Below are 19,566 nucleotides of genomic sequence, written 5' to 3'. Positions count from 1 at the left end.
CTGTCTACTTAGGTCAAACTGATCGCCAAGCAAGGAGGAAAGGTGAGAGCGATCGCCATGGGCTGATGGCTCCGACCTGGCGCGATGTCGGCCGTCTTTTGGATCACTAGCCGCATGGATGTGCGTGCATGGCAAATCAGCGGCGCGGCATGAAGGTGATGAAGGCCGCAGAGGGATCGCGAGGCGCTCAAGCGCGAGGCGAATCTTCTGACTTGTTTCAGTCAAGCCCAGCAAAGTCATTTGTGTCATCATGGGAGATAGGTCTGCTACGTACGTGATTCCTGGAACACGAGGGGGTGAGACGTCTGGGGGAGCACCGGTAGATGAGAAGCGGACAACTGCGCATGTCGGCGTAGCTGAACAGCTTCCCGCCGAATCATGAAGTTGGCCCTCTGCACGTTCACTACAGGAGGACCCGGCGCCCGCATTGCTTGGACGCTCGCCGGCGCCGGGCCTTCCGTCAGACCCACTCGAAAGGAGTAGGTCATGTTCAGCATCCCATCGATCGCGAGCACGGACACCCTAGGGGTGCCCCAATGGCTCATGCGTCGGCTGCTAACTCTCGTCACTACTCTGACGGGACGCGGGCATCTTGACAAGATCTCAGCGATCGGAGTCAACGTCGATGGCTGAGACCGTCTGGCTGTCGTCAGATGGCCCCCATGGTGACGACTACACCAGCGAGGTCGCCGCAGCCGTGTCCGAGGCCGTCCGGGTCCTCAATCACGCCACGCTCTCCCATGTCGGCGTCACCTATCCATCCACCGTGTACGACGTCCTCGGCCGCATCGGCATTTCGACAGCTGGGCTTGACCAACTACTGGGGCAACTCGGCGAGGCGTTGCGGCGCATGCAGGAATCCGGGCACCTGGGTGACGATCATGGCGACCCCGGCGAGCGTCTTGACAAGGCCTTGTCAGAACTTGCGGCAGCCCGGAAGTCAGCACGTGACCTCGCGCTCCGAATCGACCGTGCCTTCAACACCACGGCCGGTCTGCATCTGACGGACAGAGGCAGGCACTAGATGAAACGAGAAAGGCTGTATTTCGACGACCGATTCCCGACTCGGAGGCAGGTAGCAAGCCTGTCGGACGCCGCATTCCGTATGCATTTCACAGCGATCTTCTGGTGTGCCCGCAACCTGACCGACGGTGCGGTACTCCAGGAAGACCTGATCGACGTGTGTCCGCGAGTGCGAAAGCCGCTGCGCTTCATCACCGAACTCGTGTCCCGGGGTACCTGGCATCCGCCTGGCGAAGAGTGTCCCTCCGATCTCTGCCCGGCGCCTGTGGCGGAGGGGTGGGTGATCCATGACTTCTTCGCATTCGTGCTCGCTAAGGAGCGGGCGGAGAAAGAACGGAAGGCCAACGCCGAGCGGCAGAAGAGGTGGCGAGACAAGCAACGCGACCGGACCGAGCCACCCGCGGTCGACGGTGGCGTCAGTAACGCCAAACGTAACGCGTTACTAACGCCACCCAGTTCCGTCCAGTCCCCGAAGGGGACTAGGACGGAAGAAGATGAAGAAAATCAGTCATCTTCTCGTCGTAACGCGCGTGCCTGGGCGAACGACGACGACTCCATCGATCGCGGTATCGTCCAGCTCCTGGCTGAGTTGACCGGCCGCGAGATTCGCCTCCTCGACGCGGCCGCGATCCGCCACACGATCCTCGATGGCCGGCCCGTCAAGTACCGCAGTCGCTACGTGGCCACGGCAATCGAGGATGACCCCGACAGGTTCCTGCCTGCGGTCAAGGGCGTCGAGCCCAGTCCGTCGCTGAAGATCGCCCCAGACTGGTGCGGTCACTGCGACGAGCGCACTCGACAGATGGAAATTCGCGACAACACTGTGGCGCGCTGCCCGGTGTGCCACCCACTCGTGGCTAAGAGATCTGCGTCATGACCAGACGCAAAGCACCGTCCTGCTTGAGAAAACACCGCGGGCAGCCTGCGCTTTCGACGTCACGGAAACATCCGACCCGCCGCCCTGCCGAGGCGCCAGCCGCAACGTGCGGATCTACGCCAAGGTACGGCGGCAAAACGGCCCCGACTCCAGTACCGCCAAGCACGTCGCCGGGGCCGCACCCCTACCCGCCAGTAACGAACGCATAGGAGCGCCTCTCATCATGACCGCATCCACCACTCGTAAACAGCGGACTCCGCACATCGTCTTACCAAGTGGACCGCCCCGCCTGACGCCCGGTGCCGCCACGGAACTGCTCGCCATCCTGCTGGAGGCTCACCAAGCCATGCTGGTCAACCGCCCCAACGTCGCATAGGACCCATGAACACCATCCGCTTCGCCTTCTACGGCCGAGTCTCTACCGAGGACAAGCAAGATCCCCAGTCCTCGCGAGGCTGGCAGATCACCCGCTCCCGCGCGCTCATCGAGTCGCGCGGGGGCGTGATCGTCACCGAGTTCTTCGACGTCGACAAGTCCCGCTCGATCCCCTGGCAGCGCCGCCCGCACGCGGCGGCGCTGCTCGCCGAACTACGCAACCCCGACCGCGGCTTCGACGCGGTGGTGATCGGTGAGCCGCAACGAGCCTTCTACGGCAACCAGTACGGCTTGACCTTTCCCGTCTTCGAGCACTTCAGGGTTCCGCTCTGGGTGCCCGAGGTGGGCGGCCCCATCGACCCGAACAACGAGGCCCATGACCTCGTCATGAGCGTGTTCGGCGGTATGAGCAAAGGCGAGCGCAACCGCATCAAGATCCGCGTGCGCAGCGCCATGTCAGCCCAAGCCCAGATGGAAGGCCGCTTTCTGGGAGGTCGGCCGCCTTACGGCTACCGGCTGGCCGACGCGGGCCCACACCCCAACCCGGCCAAGGCGGCCGACGGCAAGCGTGCTCACCGGCTGGAGCTTGATCCCGTCGCCGCGCCCGTGGTGGAAGAGATCTTCGCGGTCTTCCTCGACGGCTACGGCCTGTTCGCCATTGCCGAGAGACTGACCCGCAACGGGATTCCCAGCCCATCAGCTCACGATCCGGATCGGAACCGTCACCGCTCCGGCATCGCCTGGTCCAAGAGTGCGGTGCGCGCCATCTTGACCAACCCCCGCTACACCGGCCACCAGGTGTGGAACCGCCAGCGCAAGGACGAGGTCCTCATCGATGTGGACGACGTCGGCCTGGGCCACACCACGAAGCTCAGGTGGAACTCCAAGCAGGACTGGGTCTGGTCGAAGACAGTCGTTCACCCGCCGATCGTGTCCACGGAGGACTTCGACGCCGTGCAGATGACGCTGACGGGGCGAGGCGATCGCCACACCGACAAGACCCGCAAGCGCACCCCCAAGCCGTATCAGCTCCGGGGGCTGCTGTACTGCGGTGTCTGCGACCGCAGAATGCAGGGCCAGTGGGTCAACGACGCGGCCTACTACCGCTGCCGCTTCCCTGAGGAGTATGCCTTGGCCAACCACCTCATGCACCCCCGCAACGTCTACCTACGAGAGGACCGCGTGGTCCCGCGACTGGACCGCTGGCTCGGCCGGCTGTTCGCGCCCCACAACGTTGATCAGACTCTCGACGTCTTGGCAGCCGCACAGGACGTGACACCGCCCGAGGCCCAAGCACTCGCTGTGGCACGCCGCCAGATCACCGAGTGCGACCGCAAGCTCGCCCAGCATCGGGCTGCCCTTGAGGCGGGCGCCGACCCGGCGCTCGTCGCCGGATGGATCCAGGAAGAGCTTGTCCGCAAGGCTGCGGCCGAGCAACGTCTCGGCCGCGCGCATGTACTGCCTCAGAGGTGGCTGGGGCGTGATGAGCTGGCGGAGATCACGCACAGGCTTGGGGACATGGTGCGAGTTCTCTCGAATGCCGACCCGGTCCGGAAGGCCAAGATCTACACGAACATCGGACTGCGGCTGATCTACCATCCGTCAAAACAGAAAGTCCTGGTCACGTCTGCACGTGACCAGGACCCTATAGGCCACCGGTTTGTGTCCGAGGGGGGACTTGAACCCCCATGCCCCGCAAAGGGCACTAGCACCTCAAGCTAGCGCGTCTGCCTATTCCGCCACCCGGACGTGGTGCCTGCACGCGAGACCGTCATCCCGCGTCGGCGGACTCAGGTTAGCAAACTCTTGAGCCGGCGTCATATCGGTAAGAGAGCGGGCACGGGCGGGGTGCCGGGAAGGGGAGGCCGACGGCAGGATGGGAGGTGGAAGCCGTACCGAACCCCAGGGAGTCCACATGACGGCGATCAACGCTGAGGACGAGGTCGTCGGGCTGTGCCGCGACCTGATCCGGATCGATTCGACCAACGCGGGCGACAACTCCGGGCCCGGTGAGCGGGCCGCCGCCGAGTACGTGGCCGAGAAGCTGTCCGAGGTCGGGCTGGAGCCACAGATCCTGGAGTCGGACAGCCGCAGGGCCAACGTGGTCGCCCGCATCGCGGGGGAGGACTCCTCCCGTGACGCCCTGCTGCTGCACGGGCACCTGGACGTCGTCCCCTTCAACGCGGACGACTGGACCCAGCACCCGCTCAGCGGCGAGATCGCCGACGGCTGCGTCTGGGGACGCGGCGCGGTCGACATGAAGAACATGGACGCGATGATCCTCGCGGTCGTACGGCAGCGGCTCAGCGAGGGCCGCCGCCCGCCGAGGGACGTGGTGCTGGCCTTCACCGCCGACGAGGAGGCGGGCGGCAAGTACGGCGCGCAGTGGCTGGCCGAGGAGCACAAGGACCTGTTCGACGGGTGCTCCGAGGCGATCGGCGAGGTGGGCGGGTTCAGCGTCTCCATCGACGAGGCGCGCAGGCTCTATCTGATCGAGGCCGCCGAGAAGGGCATCGCCTGGATGCGCCTGACCGCCACCGGCAGGGCCGGGCACGGCTCGATGCTCAACGCGGAGAACGCGGTCACCGAGCTGGCCGAGGCGGTGGGCCGCATCGGGCGGTACGAATGGCCGGTGCGCATGACGCGGACCGTCAGGACGTTCCTGGAGGAGACCTCCAGGGCCCTGGAGCTGGAGCTCGACCTGGACGACGCCGAGAAGACCGTCGCCAAGCTGGGGCCGCTCGCCCGGATGATCGGCGCCACGCTGCGCAACACCGCCAACCCCACGATGCTGGAGGCCGGCTACAAGGCCAACGTGATCCCCCAGACCGCGACCGCGCACGTGGACGGCCGCTTCCTGCCGGGATACGAGGACGAGTTCTTCGAGACGCTCGACGGGCTGCTCGGCCCCAACGTGACCAGGGAGTTCGTCTACCACGACATCGCCATCGAGACCGGCTTCGACGGGCCCCTGGTGCGCGCGATGGCCGACGCCCTGATCGCCGAGGACCCGGGCGCGCTGGCCGTGCCGTACACGCTGTCGGGAGGTACGGACCTCAAGGCGTTCAGCAGGCTGGGCATCCGGGGGTTCGGGTTCGCGCCGCTGCGGCTGCCCGCCGACCTGGACTTCTCCGGGATGTTCCATGGCATCGACGAGCGGGTTCCGGTGGATTCGCTCCAGTTCGGGGTGAGGGTCCTTGACCGTTTCCTGGACGGCTGCTGAGGCGTTCCCGGGAAACGCGTTGCGTTAACTCGATGTGGTGCTAGCGTAACTCTCCGTCGAGGGATGGCTCGTGTCCGAACGGGCCCGTCCAGGAGCTTTGGGGAGGTCACGTGGCACGTGTGCCGCACGGGCAGTGGAGGGCGTCCTCGCCCGCTGCCCGACGCGCGCCCGTGACCCTTCCCGTCGACGACACGATCCCCGATCGGGCTGACCGGATGGCGCGGTTCGCGGCCGGCACTCGGCGGGGCGTCAGGCGAGCCCTCGCTGTCGGCGGTCTCCTGGCCGCCGCATGGCTGCTCGCGGTCGTCTTCGGGCTCCTCGGCGCCGCTCCCGCGGTCGCGGACACCACCGCGACGACAGGAGAGGCCCGCTCCCAGACCCCTCACACAGCCGCTTCCGGATCGGCTTCCCGAGCCGATGTCTTCCCCACGGTCAGCGGCGGGCTGTCGGCGACGCACAACGCCGAGGCCATGGCGGGGCGAGGTGTGGACGGGCTCACCAGCCAGTCCAGGCCGGGGTTCCCGGCACCCGCCACCGTCGAACACGGCTCTGGCGCCAATGGATTCGTGCCCCAGAGCGGTGGTGGATCCGGCCCTCCGGGACCGGGTCCGGGGGATGTCGCGTGGTTCGCCTACGACCCGCGGCAGATGACGCGGCGTGTCCCGCCGGCGTTCGTGCTCCCCCCTGTCGTCCGCACAGCGGCGGACGACCCCTCTTTCTCTCCTGACTGATCTCTTCGCACGCACCGGCCCATCCCCTCTCGGGTGATCCGCCGGTCGCGGAGCCTGCCTTCATCCTCCATCCCCAGGAGAACCGCTCCGTCCCGTGAGCGATCAGCAGGCGGCAGAAAAGGCAATCCCCATTCCTCGTGACGGCCGTCGGGGCTTCCGCTGTGCGGGTCTGTCCGGCCTTCGCATGGCCTCCATGCCCTCACGAGGGTCAGGTCCCCCCCGAAACTGCTAGGAGCTTCAATCATGCGTACGTGGGTTACGGGCACCGCCCCCGCGGCACTGCTCGCACTGGGCGTCATGGCCATGGGCGGCGGTACGGCCTTCGCCGACACCGACGGCGACCACTCGATCGGCGGCGGCAACCAGGTCAAACTGCCGATCACCCTGCCGATCGACATCAGCGGCAACGCCGTCGGCGTGGCCGGGCAGTCGGCGGCGTCCTCGGAGGGCGGCGCCTCCGTCGAGAACGGCGGTGGCGACGCGGGCGCCGGTGGCAACACCACCTCCGGCCGGGGCAGCGTCCTGGGCGGCAACCAGGTCGTCGCTCCCATCACCGCGCCCGTCAACGCCTGTGGCAACGCGGTCTCGGTGTTCGGCCGCTCCGAGGCGGGCTGCCGGGGCGGCTCCTCGGTGCGGAACCAGGGCGGGAGCGGCGGCGGAGCCGGTGGCAACCGCACGAACGGTGACCACAGCGTCGGCGGCGGCAACCAGGTGGTGGCGCCGATCACCGCCCCGATCAACGCCTGCGGCAACTCCTTCGCGATCTTCGGCGGGGCGGCCGCCGGTTGCCGCGGCGGGGCCTCGGTGAGCAACCAGGGTGGGGCCGGCGGCGGTGCCGGTGGCAACACCACGTCCGGCCGGGGTTCGGTGCTGGGCGGTAACCAGGTGGTGGCGCCGATCACTGCCCCGATCAACATCTGCGGCAACTCCGTCGCCGTCGTCGGCGGGGCCTTCTCCGGCTGTGAGGGCGGCGCCGAGGTCATCGGCGGCGGCACCCCGGGCGGCCCCGGCACCCCGGGCGGTCCTGGCACTCCGGGCGGCCCCGGGACCCCGGGTGGTCCCGGGCACCCCGGTGGTCCGGGACACCCGGGTGGGCCTGGTCACCCGGGCGGTCCGGGACGGCCGGGACACCCGGGCGGTCCGGGGTGGCCCGGTAAGCCCGGTGGGCCCGGCGGTTCCGGAGAGCACGGCAAGCCCGGTAAGCCCGGCAAGCCGGGTTACGGCGACCACGGCGGCCGTGGGAAGCACTGGCCGCGTCCCGGTGGCGGCTGGGAGCACGGCCCGCGTCCCGGCGGCCCCGGCTCGGGTGGTCCCGGTGGCGGCTGGGAGCGCGGTCCCCGTCCCGGCGGCCCGGGTGGCCCCGGGGGCAACGACACCGACGGGCGCTTCGGCGCCGGCGGCGGCAACCAGGTGGTGGCGCCGATCGTCGCTCCCGCCGAGGTCTGCGGGAACGCCGTCGGCGGCGGCCGGGCGGGCTGCCCCGGAGGAGTGTCGGTGCCGGCGGGCCAGGGCGGCGGTGCGGGTGCCGGTGGCAACACCACGTCCGGCCGGGGTTCGGTGCTGGGCGGTAACCAGGTGGTGGCGCCGATCACCGCCCCGATCAACGTCTGCGGCAACGCGATCGCCGTCCTGGGCGGCGCGTTCGCCGGTTGCCAGGGCGGTGCGTCCGTCACGGGCGGTGGCGCCGGTGGCGGCGGTGGCGCGGGTGGCAACACCACGTCGGGCCGGGGTTCGGTGCTGGGCGGTAACCAGGTGGTGGCGCCGATCACCGCCCCGGTCAACGTGTGCGGCAACGCGGTGGGCGTGCTCGGCCAGGCCGCGGCGGCGTGCAGGGGCGGCGCCTCGGTCACGGGCGGCGCGGGCGCGGGTACGGGCGCGGGTGGCAACCGCACCTCCGGCCAGGGTTCGGTGCTGGGCGGCAACCAGGTGGTGGCGCCGATCACCGCCCCGATCAACATCTGCGGCAACGCGGTGGCCGTCCTGGGCGACGCCGCCGCGGGCTGCCTCGGCGGCTCCCGCGTCGGAGGCTCGTCCGGGCGTCCGGGCGGCGGCGGCCACTGGGGCGGCCCGTGGGGCCCCGGCGGTCACGGTGACTACGGTTACGGCGGTCACGGCGGTCACGGTGACTACGGTTACGGCGACCACGACCACGGCAACGACCACGGTGGCCGAGGTGACCGGGACTTCAAGCCCGGCAGGCACAAGACCAGCGGTCTGCTGCCCGCCCTCCCGGCCGTCCCGGCTCTCGGTGGCGCGGCCGGTCAGGCGTCCGCCTCCGGCGCGCCGTCGGCGCCCGCGGCCCAGGGGGCGGACCAGGCCCGCTTCCCGGCCGCCACGAAGCTGCCCGAGCTCCCCGCCGTGCCCGCCGCGCCCGCGAGCCCGGCGGGTGACCGGGCCGCGGCGGCCGGGAACGGCTCGCCGCTGGCTCCCGTCACCGACCTGGCCTCCTCGACTCCGGCGGGCTCCCTGCCGGTCGGTGACCTGGGTCTGATGAGCGCCGCCCAGCCCGTCGGCGTGACGGGGATGAACGTCGGTTCCCTGGTCACCCTGCTGATCGGCGCGATGGCCGCGGTCGCCGCGACGGTCTTCGGCACCACCCGCCGGATCCGTTTCGGCAAGAAGTAAGGCGCGAAAAGTAAGGCATTAGTCACCTATTGGACACGCTTTCCCGGAGCCACCGAGGAAGGCCCGTAGACGCCTCGACGACGGTGAGACAGGACGACCGCGCCCTCCTGGCGCGGCGTCCGCTCCGCCGGCGAGGCAGGGAAGCTTTGCCCGTTCCGGGGGCGCGGCCCGGAGCGGGCAAAGCCATGTCCGGGATCACATCGTCCTGGTCACACGTATGATCTTCCGGCGCAGTCGGACGTCCCGGCGGCCGTCGGGATACAGTCGCAGGCGGTCGAGTTCCCAGTCGCCGTATTCTGCATGTTCGGTCAGTATCCGCCGGGCTGCGTCCCGGGATGTGCCACGCGGAAGGTGGAGAACCAAGTAGGAGTAGTCGAGCACAGCGATTAGTCTCCGAGGGTGAGCTGGGGGACGTCGACACTCATAGGGCTTTATTCTGCGTCCTTGCGGCTTCTCTTGGGAGTGTCCCCGGCTGAGACCGGGTAACCCGAGGGGAAGAAAACGGGGAACGAATGCGAACAGCGAGGTAGGAAGCAGCGTGCCAGCCAAGAACGGCAACGCCGACGGAACCCGCCTGGTGATCGTCGAGTCGCCTTCCAAGGCGAAGACCATCGCCGGGTACCTCGGCCGCGGCTACGTCGTGGAGTCCAGCATCGGGCATATTCGCGACCTCCCCGAGAAGGCCGACGACATCCCCGAGAAGTACAAGGGGGAGTCCTGGGCGCGCCTCGGCGTCAACGTGGATCACGAGTTCGAGCCGCTCTACGTCGTCAACCACGACAAGAAGGCGCAGGTGAGCAAGCTCAAGCAGCTGCTCAAGGACGCCGACGAGCTCTATCTCGCCACTGACGAGGACCGCGAGGGCGAGGCGATCGCCTGGCACCTCCGTGAGGTGCTCAACCCCAAGGTCCCGGTTCACCGCATGGTGTTCCACGAGATCACGCCGCGAGCGATCCAGGAGGCGGTGGCCAACCCCCGCACCCTGAACCTGAGGCTGGTCGACGCCCAGGAGACCAGGCGCATCCTCGACCGCCTCTACGGCTACGAGGTCAGTCCGGTCCTGTGGAAGAAGGTCAAGCCCAAGCTGTCCGCCGGGCGCGTGCAGTCCGTGGCGACCCGGCTGGTCGTGGAGCGCGAGCGCGAGCGCCTGGCGTTCACCAGCGCGAGCTACTGGGACCTGCAGGCCCTGCTCGACACCGGCCGCGACGAGGTCCCGCACGAGTTCACCGCCATGCTCACCGGCGTGGACGGCAAGCGCGTCGCCCAGGGCCGTGACTTCGCGAGCAACGGCACGCTCAAGAGCGCCGACGTGCTCCACCTGGACGAGCAGGCCGCCACCGCCCTGGCCGGGCGCCTGGCAGGTGTCTCGTACAAGGTCAGGTCCGTCGAGCGCAAGCCGTACACCCGCAAGCCCTACGCGCCGTTCAGGACGACCACGCTGCAGCAGGAGGCCAGCCGCAAGCTGGGCTTCTCCGCGAAGTCGACCATGCAGGTCGCCCAGCGCCTGTACGAGAACGGCTTCATCACCTACATGCGGACCGACAGCATCACGCTGTCGGAGACCGCCGTCGCGGCGGCCCGAAGCCAGGCCATCAAGCTGTACGGCGCGGCGTACGTGCCCGACAAGCCGCGCGTCTACGCCAGCAAGGTCAAGAACGCGCAGGAGGCGCACGAGGCGATCCGTCCCTCGGGCGAGGAGTTCCGCACGCCGGGCGAGACCGGGCTGAGCGGCGACATGTTCCGCCTGTACGAGCTGATCTGGCAGCGGACCGTGGCCTCCCAGATGAAGGACGCGGTCGGCGAGTCGGTCACCGTCAAGGTGGACGGCACGTCCGGCTCGGGCGAGCGGGTCGAGTTCACCGCCTCCGGGCGGACGATCACCTTCCACGGCTTCCTGAAGGCCTACGTCGAGGGCGCGGACGACCCGTCCACCGACCGGGACGACTCCGAGAAGCGCCTGCCGAACCTGACCGAGAACGACCCGCTCACCGCGTCCGCCCTCAACGTGCTGGCGCACGCCACCAAGCCGCCCGCGCGATACACCGAGGCGTCGCTGATCAAGGAGCTGGAGGACCGGGAGATCGGCCGCCCGTCGACGTACGCGTCGATCATCGGGACGATCCTCGACCGGGGCTACGTCTTCAAGAAGGGCACGGCCCTGGTGCCGTCCTTCCTGGCGTTCGCGGTGGTCAACCTGCTGGAGCAGCACTTCGGCCACCTCGTCGACTACGACTTCACCGCCGACATGGAGAAGGTCCTCGACGACATCGCCAACGACAGGGCGGAGCGGGTGCCGGAGCTGCGCCGGTTCTACTTCGGCGTGGACGGCGACGAGGGCCTGAAGGAGATGGTGACCGATCTCAACGAGATCGACGCCAAGGAGATCAGCTCGTTCCCGATCAGGGGCACCGACATCATGATCCGGGTGGGCCGCTACGGCCCGTACCTGGACCGCGACGGCGCCCGGGTGAACGTGCCCGAGGACCTGGCCCCCGACGAGCTCACCGCCGCGATGGCCGAGGAGCTGTTCTCCCGCCCGACGGGTGACCGGGAGCTGGGCAAGGACCCGGCGACCGGGCACGTGATCGTGGCCAAGGACGGCCGTTACGGCCCGTACGTCACCGAGATCCTGCCGGAGGAGGCGCCGCCGGCCGAGGGTGCCAAGAAGAGGACCAAGAAGGCCGACGTTCCCAAGCCGCGCACCGGGTCGCTGCTCAAGACGATGTCCCTGGACACCATCACCCTTGAGGACGCCCTGCTGCTGCTCTCGCTGCCCAGGGTGCTCGGGGTGATCGACGACCAGGAGGTCACCGCCCAGAACGGCAAGTTCGGGCCCTACATCAAGAAGGGCACCGACTCGCGCTCCCTGGCGTCGGAGGAGGAGCTGTTCACGGTCACCCTCGATCGGGCCAAGGAGCTGCTCGCCCAGCCCAAGACCAGGGGCAGGCGGGCGGCCGCCGCGCCGCCGCTGCGCGAGCTGGGTGCGGACCCCGTCTCCAGCAAGCCGATCGTGGTGAAGGAGGGGCGATTCGGGCCCTACGTCACCGACGGGGAGACCAACGCCTCCCTGCGCAAGGGTGACGAGGTCGAGCAGATCACCACCGAGCGCGCCGCCGAGCTCCTCGCCGACCGCCGCGCCCGCGGTCCGGCGCCCAAGCGTCCCACCACCAGGGCCAAGGCGAAGGCCTGACGCCCCGTTCCCGGGGTTCTCGGAACGTACGGGTTCCAGTGGTCCGGGAGCGCGTAGGGCGAGAAGCCTGACGCCCTGTTCCCGGGGTTTTCGGAACTTCCGGGGTTCTGGGAACGCATCCGCCGTCCCGGGCGTTCTTCGGAACGCGCCGGGAACGGCCGGTGGGCGAGCTGGAGGGGCGAGTGACGATCGTGGGCTTCGTGTCGCTGGTCGTCTGCGCGGTCACGGTGGTCCACCTCTACCTGTGGCACCGCCTGATCCGCCTCACCACCCGGCCCGGCCGGACCCGCCGGGTGCTGACGTGGATCCTCGTCGCCCTGGCCGTGCTCGCCCCGGCGACGTTGGTCGCCTCCCGTAGCGAGTGGGGTCACTTCCTGGCCTGGCCGGGGTTCTTCTGGATCGCGATCATGTTCTACCTCTTCGTGTCCCTGGTGCTCCTGGAGATTCCCAGGGCGGTGGCCCTGGCGGTCCTGGGCGTGGTGGAGCGGCGGGCGGAGCGTCGCCGGGTCCCGCTGGGAGTGGCCGCCCGCAGGGCGGAGCGGGCCGCCCGGCCGGTGCCCGCCCCGGTGGCCGCGGCCCAGCCGGTGCCCGCTCCGGTCGCCGTGGCCCAGCCCGATGCCGCCGGCCGGCCCGAGGCCGAGGCCGAGGCGGGTTCCGCCGTCGGTGGTGTGATCGTCGTTCCGGGCGCCGGGGACGCGCGGCGCGGTGGTGGGGCCGCGGGCGGGGCGAACGGTCCGGCCGCGATGAGCAGGAGGCTGTTCATCGCCCGTACGGCCGCGGTCGCCGCCGGGGCGGGGGCGCTGGGCACGGTCGGGTTCGGGGTCCGGACGGCTCTGGGCGACCCGGTGATCGAACCGGTGAGGGTCGTGCTGCCCAGGCTGGACCCGCGCCTGAGCGGCCTGCGGTTCGCGGTGGTCAGCGACATCCACCTGGGCCCGCTCACCGGTACGGAGCACACCCGGCGCATCGTCCGCATGATCAACTCCCTGAGGGCCGACGTGGTCGCCGTCGTCGGTGACCTGGTCGACGGCACGGTGGCCGAGCTCGGCCCGCTGGCCAGGCCGCTGAAGGACCTCGAATCCCGCTACGGCGCCTACTTCGTCACCGGCAACCACGAGTACTACACCGCCAACGGCCCGCAGGAGTGGACGGAGGAGCTGCGCGGGCTCGGCGTCCGCCCGCTGGGCAACGAGCGCGTCGAGATCGCCCACGGGGGAGCCGTCCTCGACCTCGCGGGGGTCAACGACCTCGGCGGCGTCGCCTCCGGGGACGGCCCCGACTTCGAGCGGGCGCTGGGCGGCGACCGTGACCGCTCCCGGTCCACCGTCCTGCTCGCCCACCAGCCGGTCCAGGCCGTCCAGGCGGCCACGTACGGCGTGGACCTCCAGCTTTCCGGTCACACGCACGGTGGGCAGATGGTGCCCTTCAACCTGGTCGTCCCGATGCAGCAGCCGGTCGTCTCCGGCCTCGGCGAGGTGGACGGCACCCAGGTGTACGTGACGCGGGGCGCGGGCTTCTGGGGGCCGCCGGTCCGGGTGGGCGCACCCCCCGAGATCACCCTTCTGGAAGTCCACCACGAGCGGTCCTAGGGACCCCGCCGCGAGCACCTCCGGGAACTCCGCCACCCCTGGGAACAGTGGGACGGGCCACCTCTGGAACCCCTTCCGCGAGCACCTCTGGAAACAGCGGCACCGGGCGCTTCTTTTCCCGGGGGTGACCTGCGAGGGACGGGGCGGACGTATTACCCTCGTGCGACGGGCAGCCGGGCATCTCCGCCTGGCTCGTGTTTTCCCCAGCCCAGCGAGCATCTGGATACGCTGACACTATGACCACCCCTGGCCGGAGCACCGCGCGACGCAAGCCCCCCCACGTGCTGGCCAATGCCCCGTTCCGCAAGCTGTGGACGGCGATGTCGGTGTGCAGCCTGGGAGACTGGCTCAACCTCCTGGCGCTGACCGCCCTGGCGGGCAACCTCACCGCGGCGGAGGGCTACAGGGTCCAGAGCCTGGCCATCGGCGGCGTCTTCGTGGCGAAGATGCTCCCGGCCATCGTGCTGGGCCCGCTGGCGGGTGTGTTCGCCGACCGGTTCGACCGGCGGCTGACGATGTTCTTCTGCGACCTGCTGCGCTTCGCGCTGGTGCTGTCGATCCCGCTGATCGGCAGCTACCAGTGGGTGATCGTCGCGACGTTCCTGGTCGAGTGCGTCAACCTCTTCTGGGTCCCGGCCAAGGACGCCACGGTGCCCAACCTGGTGCCCAAGGAGCGGCTGGAGGAGGCGAACCAGCTCAACCTCCTGGTCACGTACGGCACCGCGCCCATCGCGGCGCTGCTGTTCGCGCTGCTGTCGGTCGCCGACGACTTCCTGGGCAGGCTGGTGCCCTTCCTCGCCCAGCGCGAGACCTACCTGGCGCTGTTCATCAACGCCCTCGCGTACCTGGTCTCGGCCGTCATCATCTTCTCGCTCAAGGACATCCCGAGGAGCGGCGCGCGGACCACCGCCACGCCGTCGGTGCTGCGGCAGATCTTCGAGGGCTGGCGGTTCGTCGGCGGCAACCGGCTGATCCGCGGCCTGATCATCGGCATGCTGGGCGCGTTCGCCGCCGGTGGCGCGGTGGTCGGGGTGGCCAAGATCTACGTGGACGCGCTGGGCGGCGGCGACGCGGCGTACGGCGTGGTCTTCGGCGCGGTCTTCGTCGGCATGGCCTCCGGCATGTTCTTCGGGCCCAGGCTGCTGAGGGAGCTGTCGCGGCGGAGGCTGTTCGGCCTGTCGATCGTGGTGGCCGGGCTGGTCCTCGTGGCGGTCGCACTCGTCCACAACCTGGTGATCGTCGTCCTGCTGACCGTGCTGCTCGGCGCGTGCGCGGGGATCGCCTGGATCATCGGCTACACCATGATCGGACTGGAGGTGGACGACAGCCTGCGGGGCCGTACGTTCTCCTTCCTGCAGTCGCTCGCCCGGGTGACCCTGCTGCTGGTGGTCGCGGTCGCGCCGACCCTGGCGGGCCTGTTCGGCGAGCACCAGATCAGGGTCGGCCCGGACCCGGTCTACCGGTTCGACGGTTCCAACCTGGTGCTGCTCGTCGGCGGGCTGCTCGCGGTGGTCGTCGGGATCGTCGCGCTGCGGCAGATGGACGACCGCAGGGGCGTCTCGATCATCGCCGACCTGGTCGCCGCGGTGCGGGGCGAGCGGTTCGCCCCCGAGAGCGCCGAGCAGGGGCGTGGCATGTTCGTCGCGTTCGAGGGCGGCGAGGGGTCGGGGAAGACCACCCAGTCCAGGCTGCTCGCGATCTGGCTGCGTGACCAGGGCTTCGACGTCGTGCAGACCCGCGAGCCCGGCTCGACCAAGGTGGGGATGCGGCTGCGCGCGATCCTGCTCGACGCGGTGCACCAGGGGCTGTCCGCGCGGTCCGAGGCGCTGCTGTACGCGGCCGACCGGGCCGAGCACGTGGAGAAGGTCATCCGCCCTGCCCTGTACCGGGGGTCGATGGTGATCTCCGACCGCTACGTCGACTCGTCGCTCGCCTACCAGGGCGCGGGCCGGGCCCTGGACGCCGAGGACGTCACGAGGATCAACAGCTGGGCCACCGGCGGGCTCGTCCCCGACCTCACGGTGCTCATCGACACCCCGCCGTCGGTGGGGCTGGCCCGGCTGGGCGGGGCCGCCGACCGCATCGAGTCGGAGCCCCTGGAGTTCCACGAGCGCGTCCGTCGCGAGTTCCGGGCACTGGCCGCCGCCGAGCCCGACCGCTACCTGGTCGTCGACGGGACCCTGTCCCAGAACGAGATCTCCTCGATCATCCACGACCGGGTCCGCGAGGTCCTGCCCGACCCGGTGCCGCGGGAGTCGGAGGACGTCACCGGGACGATGCCCGCCATCCGCGACTGAGCCCGCGTCCCCGGCGGTAGGTTGGGGGCGTGGGAGTCTTTGATGATCTTGTGGGGCAGGAGCGGGCCGCCGCGACGCTCCGCCGGGCGGCGGCGGCCGGGGCCGACCTGCTGGCCGGGGGGCGCGGCGCCGGGATGACCCACGCGTGGCTGTTCACCGGGCCGCCCGGGTCCGGTCGCGAGGAGGCCGCGCGGGCGTTCACCGCCGCGCTGTTCTGCCCCGACCAGGGGTGCGGCCACTGCGACATGTGCCACCAGGTGGCCGTGGGCTCCCACCCCGACCTGGAGATCGTCCGCCCGCAGGGGCTCTCGTACGGCATCAAGGACACCCGGCGGCTCATCCTGCGCGCGGCCGGGGCGCCGACGCTGGGCCGCTGGCGCGTCGTGCTGTTCGAGGACGCCGACCGGGCGACCGAGGGGGCGTCCAACGCGCTGCTCAAGGCCATCGAGGAGCCGCCGCCGAAGACGGTGTGGCTGCTCTGCGCGCCCTCCCCGGACGACATGATGATCACCATCAGGTCCCGCTGCCGGCTCGTCACGCTCGTCACCCCGCCCACCGCGGCGGTCGCCCACGTGCTGGCCACGCGCGAGAACGTGCCGCCGGCGATGGCGGAGTTCGCCGCGAGGGCCGCACAGGGGCACATCGACCGCGCCCGCAGGCTGGCACTGGACGCCGAGGCGCGTGCGCGTCGCGAGGCGGTGCTGTCCATCCCCCGGTCGCTGACCGGCGTCGGGGAGTGCGTGATGGCCGCCGAGCGGCTGGTGAAGACCGCCGAGGACGAGGCCGCCGCGGTCACCGCGGTGCTTAACGAGTCGGAGATCACCGAGCTGCGCCAGGCCTACGGCGAGGGCTCCACGGGCAAGGGGCTCAACAGGGGCCTGATCCGCGGCGGTGCCGGGGCGCTCAAGGATCTCGAGGACCGGCAGAAGTCCCGGGCGACCCGTACCAAGCGTGACGTCATCGACGCGTCCCTGCTCGATCTGGTGGCGTTCTACCGCGACGTGCTGGCGGTGCAGTTCGGCGCGTACGTGGAGCTGGCCAGCGAGGACCGCCGCGCCGACCTGGACGAGCTGGCCCGCGCCTCCACGCCCGAGGACACCCTGCGCAGGATCGACGCGATCATGCGCTGCCGGAGGCGGCTGGCGTCCAACGTCAGCCCGCAGATGGCGGTCGAGTCGATGACCATCTCGTTGCACCGGCCCCAGTTGTAAGCCCGTCGCGGCCGTGAGTCCGGCTGGTTTTCGAGCCGGCCTCGGTCGTGAATCGCTCCCGGGCGTGAGCCGGTATCGGTTCCCCGCGCGAGGCGGTGCCGGACCGCGCGTGCCGTGCCGTGCCGCGCCGTGGGCGGCCGCCCTCGTGGTTCACCGGGAGCCGGAGTTCGAGGGGATCAACCCTGTCCGGTATCGGACACTTCGAAGTCTCTTCTGGACCGGCCCGGCGGATATCGCCTGGTGAGGCGGGTATAGACCGCCATCAAGTGGTCACTACCCGTCTGTTTCCGATTAGATGGAACCATTCATCGCTAAGTCACCTCAAAGTATGAGTGCGAGTCGTTAAGATTAACAGGCTAAAATACGCTATTTCGTTATAAATCAGTGGACAGTGTCCTGCTCTACGGGGATGAGCAGAGAAGGCCGGGGGAATCTTGGTGAGCATTGGGGCACGCCACGGGATGATTTCACCTGTGAGTGGGCGAGCCGTCACGAGCCGTGTGGGAGACGACGACAGGCTGAGGATCGAATGGCCCGAGTCGGCCGCCGGAAACGACGCGGAGATCGTCCTGCGGCACGTGGAGACCGGCGAGGAATGCGGGGCCACGAATCTGACGGCACTGTCCGCCGGTGTCTGGATGGCGTCGCGCGACGGCGAGCCCATCGTCACCGACGACCCGGGATTCTCGCTCGACGGGCTGTGGTCCTACGCCGAGACCCCTCGCACCCGGGAGATCAGGGCGTTCCGTACCTCCCACGGCACGCTGGGCCTGCGGGTCCGCGAGGTCGAGCCGTACGTCGAGGTGATCCGCGTGACCGCTGAGGACGGCGTGATCCAGGTGGAGGGCGCCGTCGCGTACGGCGAGCCGATCCGGGGGGCGGCCCGGCTCGTGGCGGTGGCCCGCCGGGGGCCGGAGCCCGTGAGCGGGCCCGCGAGCTTCCAGGGGCGGTGGTTCGAGGGCGGGGTGGAGATCGCGCCGATGGCCGAGACGCAGGTGCGGCGCCGGGTCTTCTGGGACCTCTACGCGGAGATCTCCGGAACGCGGCTGCCGCTGGCGACCCGCCTTGATGACATAACGGACAAGAAGACCAAAGTTCGTTTTCCTGCCCAACGTGTCGGGCAGGTGAGGGTCCGGCCGTACTACACCGAGACCGACAGCCTCGCCGTCGCGCTCAGCATCGAGGAGGCGAGTCCGTGAAGATCTCCTTTCTCATCCTCAACGCCTACGGCATGGGCGGGACCATCCGCGCCACCTTCGACCTCGCCACCGCCCTGTCCGAGCGGCACGAGGTCGAGATCGTCAGCGTCTTCCAGCACGCCGACATGCCCTTCCTGCCGCTGGGCTCGCGGGTTCGCCTGCGCTCGCTGGTCGACCTGAGGGAGGGGGCGAGGGTCCGCTGGCCGTACACGAAGAAGGCCGAGCGGCTGAGCGCGCGGGAGAGCGCGCTGATCCACCCCGAGGAGCGCGCGTACGCCTCCTTCAGCGCCTGGAGTGACGAGGTCCTCGTCCGCGAGCTGCGCAGGCTCCGCAGCGACGTGCTGGTCACCACCCGCGCGGGGCTCAACATCATGGCCGCGAGGTACGCCCGCAAGCGGGTCGTCACGATCGCCCAGGAACACCTGCACTTCGAGGCCCACCAGCCCGGGATCTTCGAGGAGATCCGGACGTGGTACCCCAAGCTCGACGCCGTGGTGACCCTCACCGAGGCCGACGAGCACGACTACCGGAAGATGCTCAACGGGTCGTCCACCCGGGTGTTCACCATCGGCAACGGGCTGCCCGGCGGGCCGCGTCCGCGCTCCAGGCAGGAGAACCGGATCGTGCTGGCCGCGGGCAGGCTGGTGCCGGTGAAGGGGTACGACCGGCTGCTGAAGGCGTTCGTCCGGGTGGCCAGGGAACGCCCCGACTGGAAGCTGCGGATCTACGGCGAGGGCCGGGTCGGCGACAAGCTGGTCAGGCAGTCCGTGAAGCTGCGCCTGCACAACAACGTCACGTTCATGGGGCCCACCGGAGACATCGAGGGTGAGCTCGCCAAGGCCTCGATCCACGCGGTCAGCTCCCGTTTCGAGGGCTTCGGCATGACCATCATCGAGGCGTTCGCCTCCGGGGTGCCGGTGATCAGCTTTGACTGCCCCCGGGGCCCCCGCGAGATCATCACCTCCGGCGTGAACGGGCTGCTGGTCCCCGCCGACGACGTGGACGCCCTGGCCAGCGGGCTGATCCAGATGATCGACGACGAGGAGGGCCGCCGCCGGATGGCCGAGAACGCCCTCCAGACGGCCAGGAACTACGACATCTCCACGATCGTCTCCCGCTGGGAGAAGTCCTTCGCCGAACTCGGCCGCTGACCGCGGCGGTCCCGCGGGGCCGCCGCTCATGGCGGGCGACCGGTCCGGGACCGGGCCACGGCCGAGGACGCCGGG

Annotated in this window: 12 protein-coding genes, 1 tRNA gene and 1 pseudogene; 11 read left to right on the top strand and 3 right to left on the bottom strand. The window is 69.8% G+C overall.

All coding sequences use genetic code 11. The annotated features are described in order from the left end of the window. The first annotated feature begins 625 nt into the window (after positions 1-625). From ACFYWM_RS04355 to ACFYWM_RS04345, 3 genes and pseudogenes are all read left to right on the top strand, one after another. Complete coding sequence (locus ACFYWM_RS04355; protein WP_389908354.1) at positions 626-1,024, top strand: hypothetical protein; 399 nt, start codon at positions 626-628, stop codon at positions 1,022-1,024. Continuing rightward, the gene (locus ACFYWM_RS04350; protein ID WP_389908351.1) at positions 1,025-1,900 is read left to right on the top strand and encodes a hypothetical protein; all 876 of its coding nucleotides are present in this window, start codon (positions 1,025-1,027) and stop codon (positions 1,898-1,900) included. Positions 1,901-2,281: 381 nt separating this feature from the next. After that, a pseudogene (locus ACFYWM_RS04345) lies at positions 2,282-3,394 on the top strand (recombinase family protein); the annotation flags it as partial. A 48-nt stretch (positions 3,395-3,442) separates the two neighbouring features. On the opposite strand, the gene ACFYWM_RS04340 reads toward ACFYWM_RS04345, so the two are convergent. Together ACFYWM_RS04340 and ACFYWM_RS04335 are read right to left on the bottom strand one after the other, a co-directional pair. After that, the gene (locus tag ACFYWM_RS04340) at positions 3,443-3,874 is read right to left on the bottom strand and encodes a hypothetical protein (protein WP_389908349.1); all 432 of its coding nucleotides are present in this window, start codon (positions 3,872-3,874) and stop codon (positions 3,443-3,445) included. A 64-nt stretch (positions 3,875-3,938) separates the two neighbouring features. Continuing rightward, positions 3,939-4,024: transfer RNA gene (locus ACFYWM_RS04335), tRNA-Leu, on the bottom strand. A 166-nt stretch (positions 4,025-4,190) separates the two neighbouring features. Here ACFYWM_RS04335 and ACFYWM_RS04330 point away from each other — a divergent pair. Beyond that, positions 4,191-5,498, top strand: coding sequence for a M20/M25/M40 family metallo-hydrolase (locus tag ACFYWM_RS04330; RefSeq protein ID WP_389908346.1), 1,308 nt, complete (start codon positions 4,191-4,193; stop codon positions 5,496-5,498). Positions 5,499-6,472: 974 nt separating this feature from the next. Continuing rightward, a complete protein-coding gene (locus ACFYWM_RS04325; protein ID WP_389908343.1) occupies positions 6,473-8,854 on the top strand; it encodes a chaplin family protein in 2,382 nt (793 codons plus the stop codon). Positions 8,855-9,049: 195 nt separating this feature from the next. On the opposite strand, the gene ACFYWM_RS04320 is transcribed toward ACFYWM_RS04325, so the two are convergent. Further along, complete coding sequence (locus ACFYWM_RS04320; protein ID WP_084195129.1) at positions 9,050-9,235, bottom strand: DUF5703 family protein; 186 nt, start codon at positions 9,233-9,235, stop codon at positions 9,050-9,052. Positions 9,236-9,392: 157 nt separating this feature from the next. Between ACFYWM_RS04320 and topA the strand changes: the two genes are divergently transcribed. The 6 genes from topA to ACFYWM_RS04290 all read left to right on the top strand — a co-directional run bounded on the left by topA (position 9,393) and on the right by ACFYWM_RS04290 (position 19,491). Then, entirely contained in the window at positions 9,393-12,044 is a 2,652-nt protein-coding gene (gene topA / locus ACFYWM_RS04315) for a type I DNA topoisomerase (protein WP_389908340.1), read from the top strand. Between the two features lie 161 nt (positions 12,045-12,205). Continuing rightward, positions 12,206-13,633: a metallophosphoesterase gene (locus ACFYWM_RS04310; RefSeq protein ID WP_389908337.1), complete on the top strand. Its 1,428-nt coding sequence runs from the start codon at positions 12,206-12,208 to the stop codon at positions 13,631-13,633. A gap of 236 nt (positions 13,634-13,869) precedes the next feature. After that, a complete protein-coding gene (gene tmk / locus ACFYWM_RS04305; RefSeq protein ID WP_389908334.1) occupies positions 13,870-15,930 on the top strand; it encodes a dTMP kinase in 2,061 nt (686 codons plus the stop codon). 29 nt (positions 15,931-15,959) lie between these two features. Further along, positions 15,960-17,141, top strand: a complete 1,182-nt coding sequence (locus ACFYWM_RS04300) for a DNA polymerase III subunit delta' (RefSeq protein ID WP_389908331.1) — start codon at positions 15,960-15,962, stop codon at positions 17,139-17,141. Between the two features lie 500 nt (positions 17,142-17,641). After that, positions 17,642-18,340, top strand: coding sequence for a hypothetical protein (locus tag ACFYWM_RS04295; RefSeq protein ID WP_389908329.1), 699 nt, complete (start codon positions 17,642-17,644; stop codon positions 18,338-18,340). Beyond that, complete coding sequence (locus ACFYWM_RS04290; RefSeq protein ID WP_389908326.1) at positions 18,337-19,491, top strand: glycosyltransferase family 4 protein; 1,155 nt, start codon at positions 18,337-18,339, stop codon at positions 19,489-19,491. The genes ACFYWM_RS04295 and ACFYWM_RS04290 overlap by 4 nt, the downstream gene beginning before the upstream one ends. Positions 19,492-19,566 lie beyond the last annotated feature (75 nt).

The organism is Streptosporangium sp. NPDC002721 (assembly GCF_042888905.1).
GTDB lineage: Bacteria > Actinomycetota > Actinomycetes > Streptosporangiales > Streptosporangiaceae > Streptosporangium.
The sequence above is the reverse complement of the archived record's forward strand: the minus strand, read 5'-3'. Positions and strand labels throughout refer to the sequence as shown.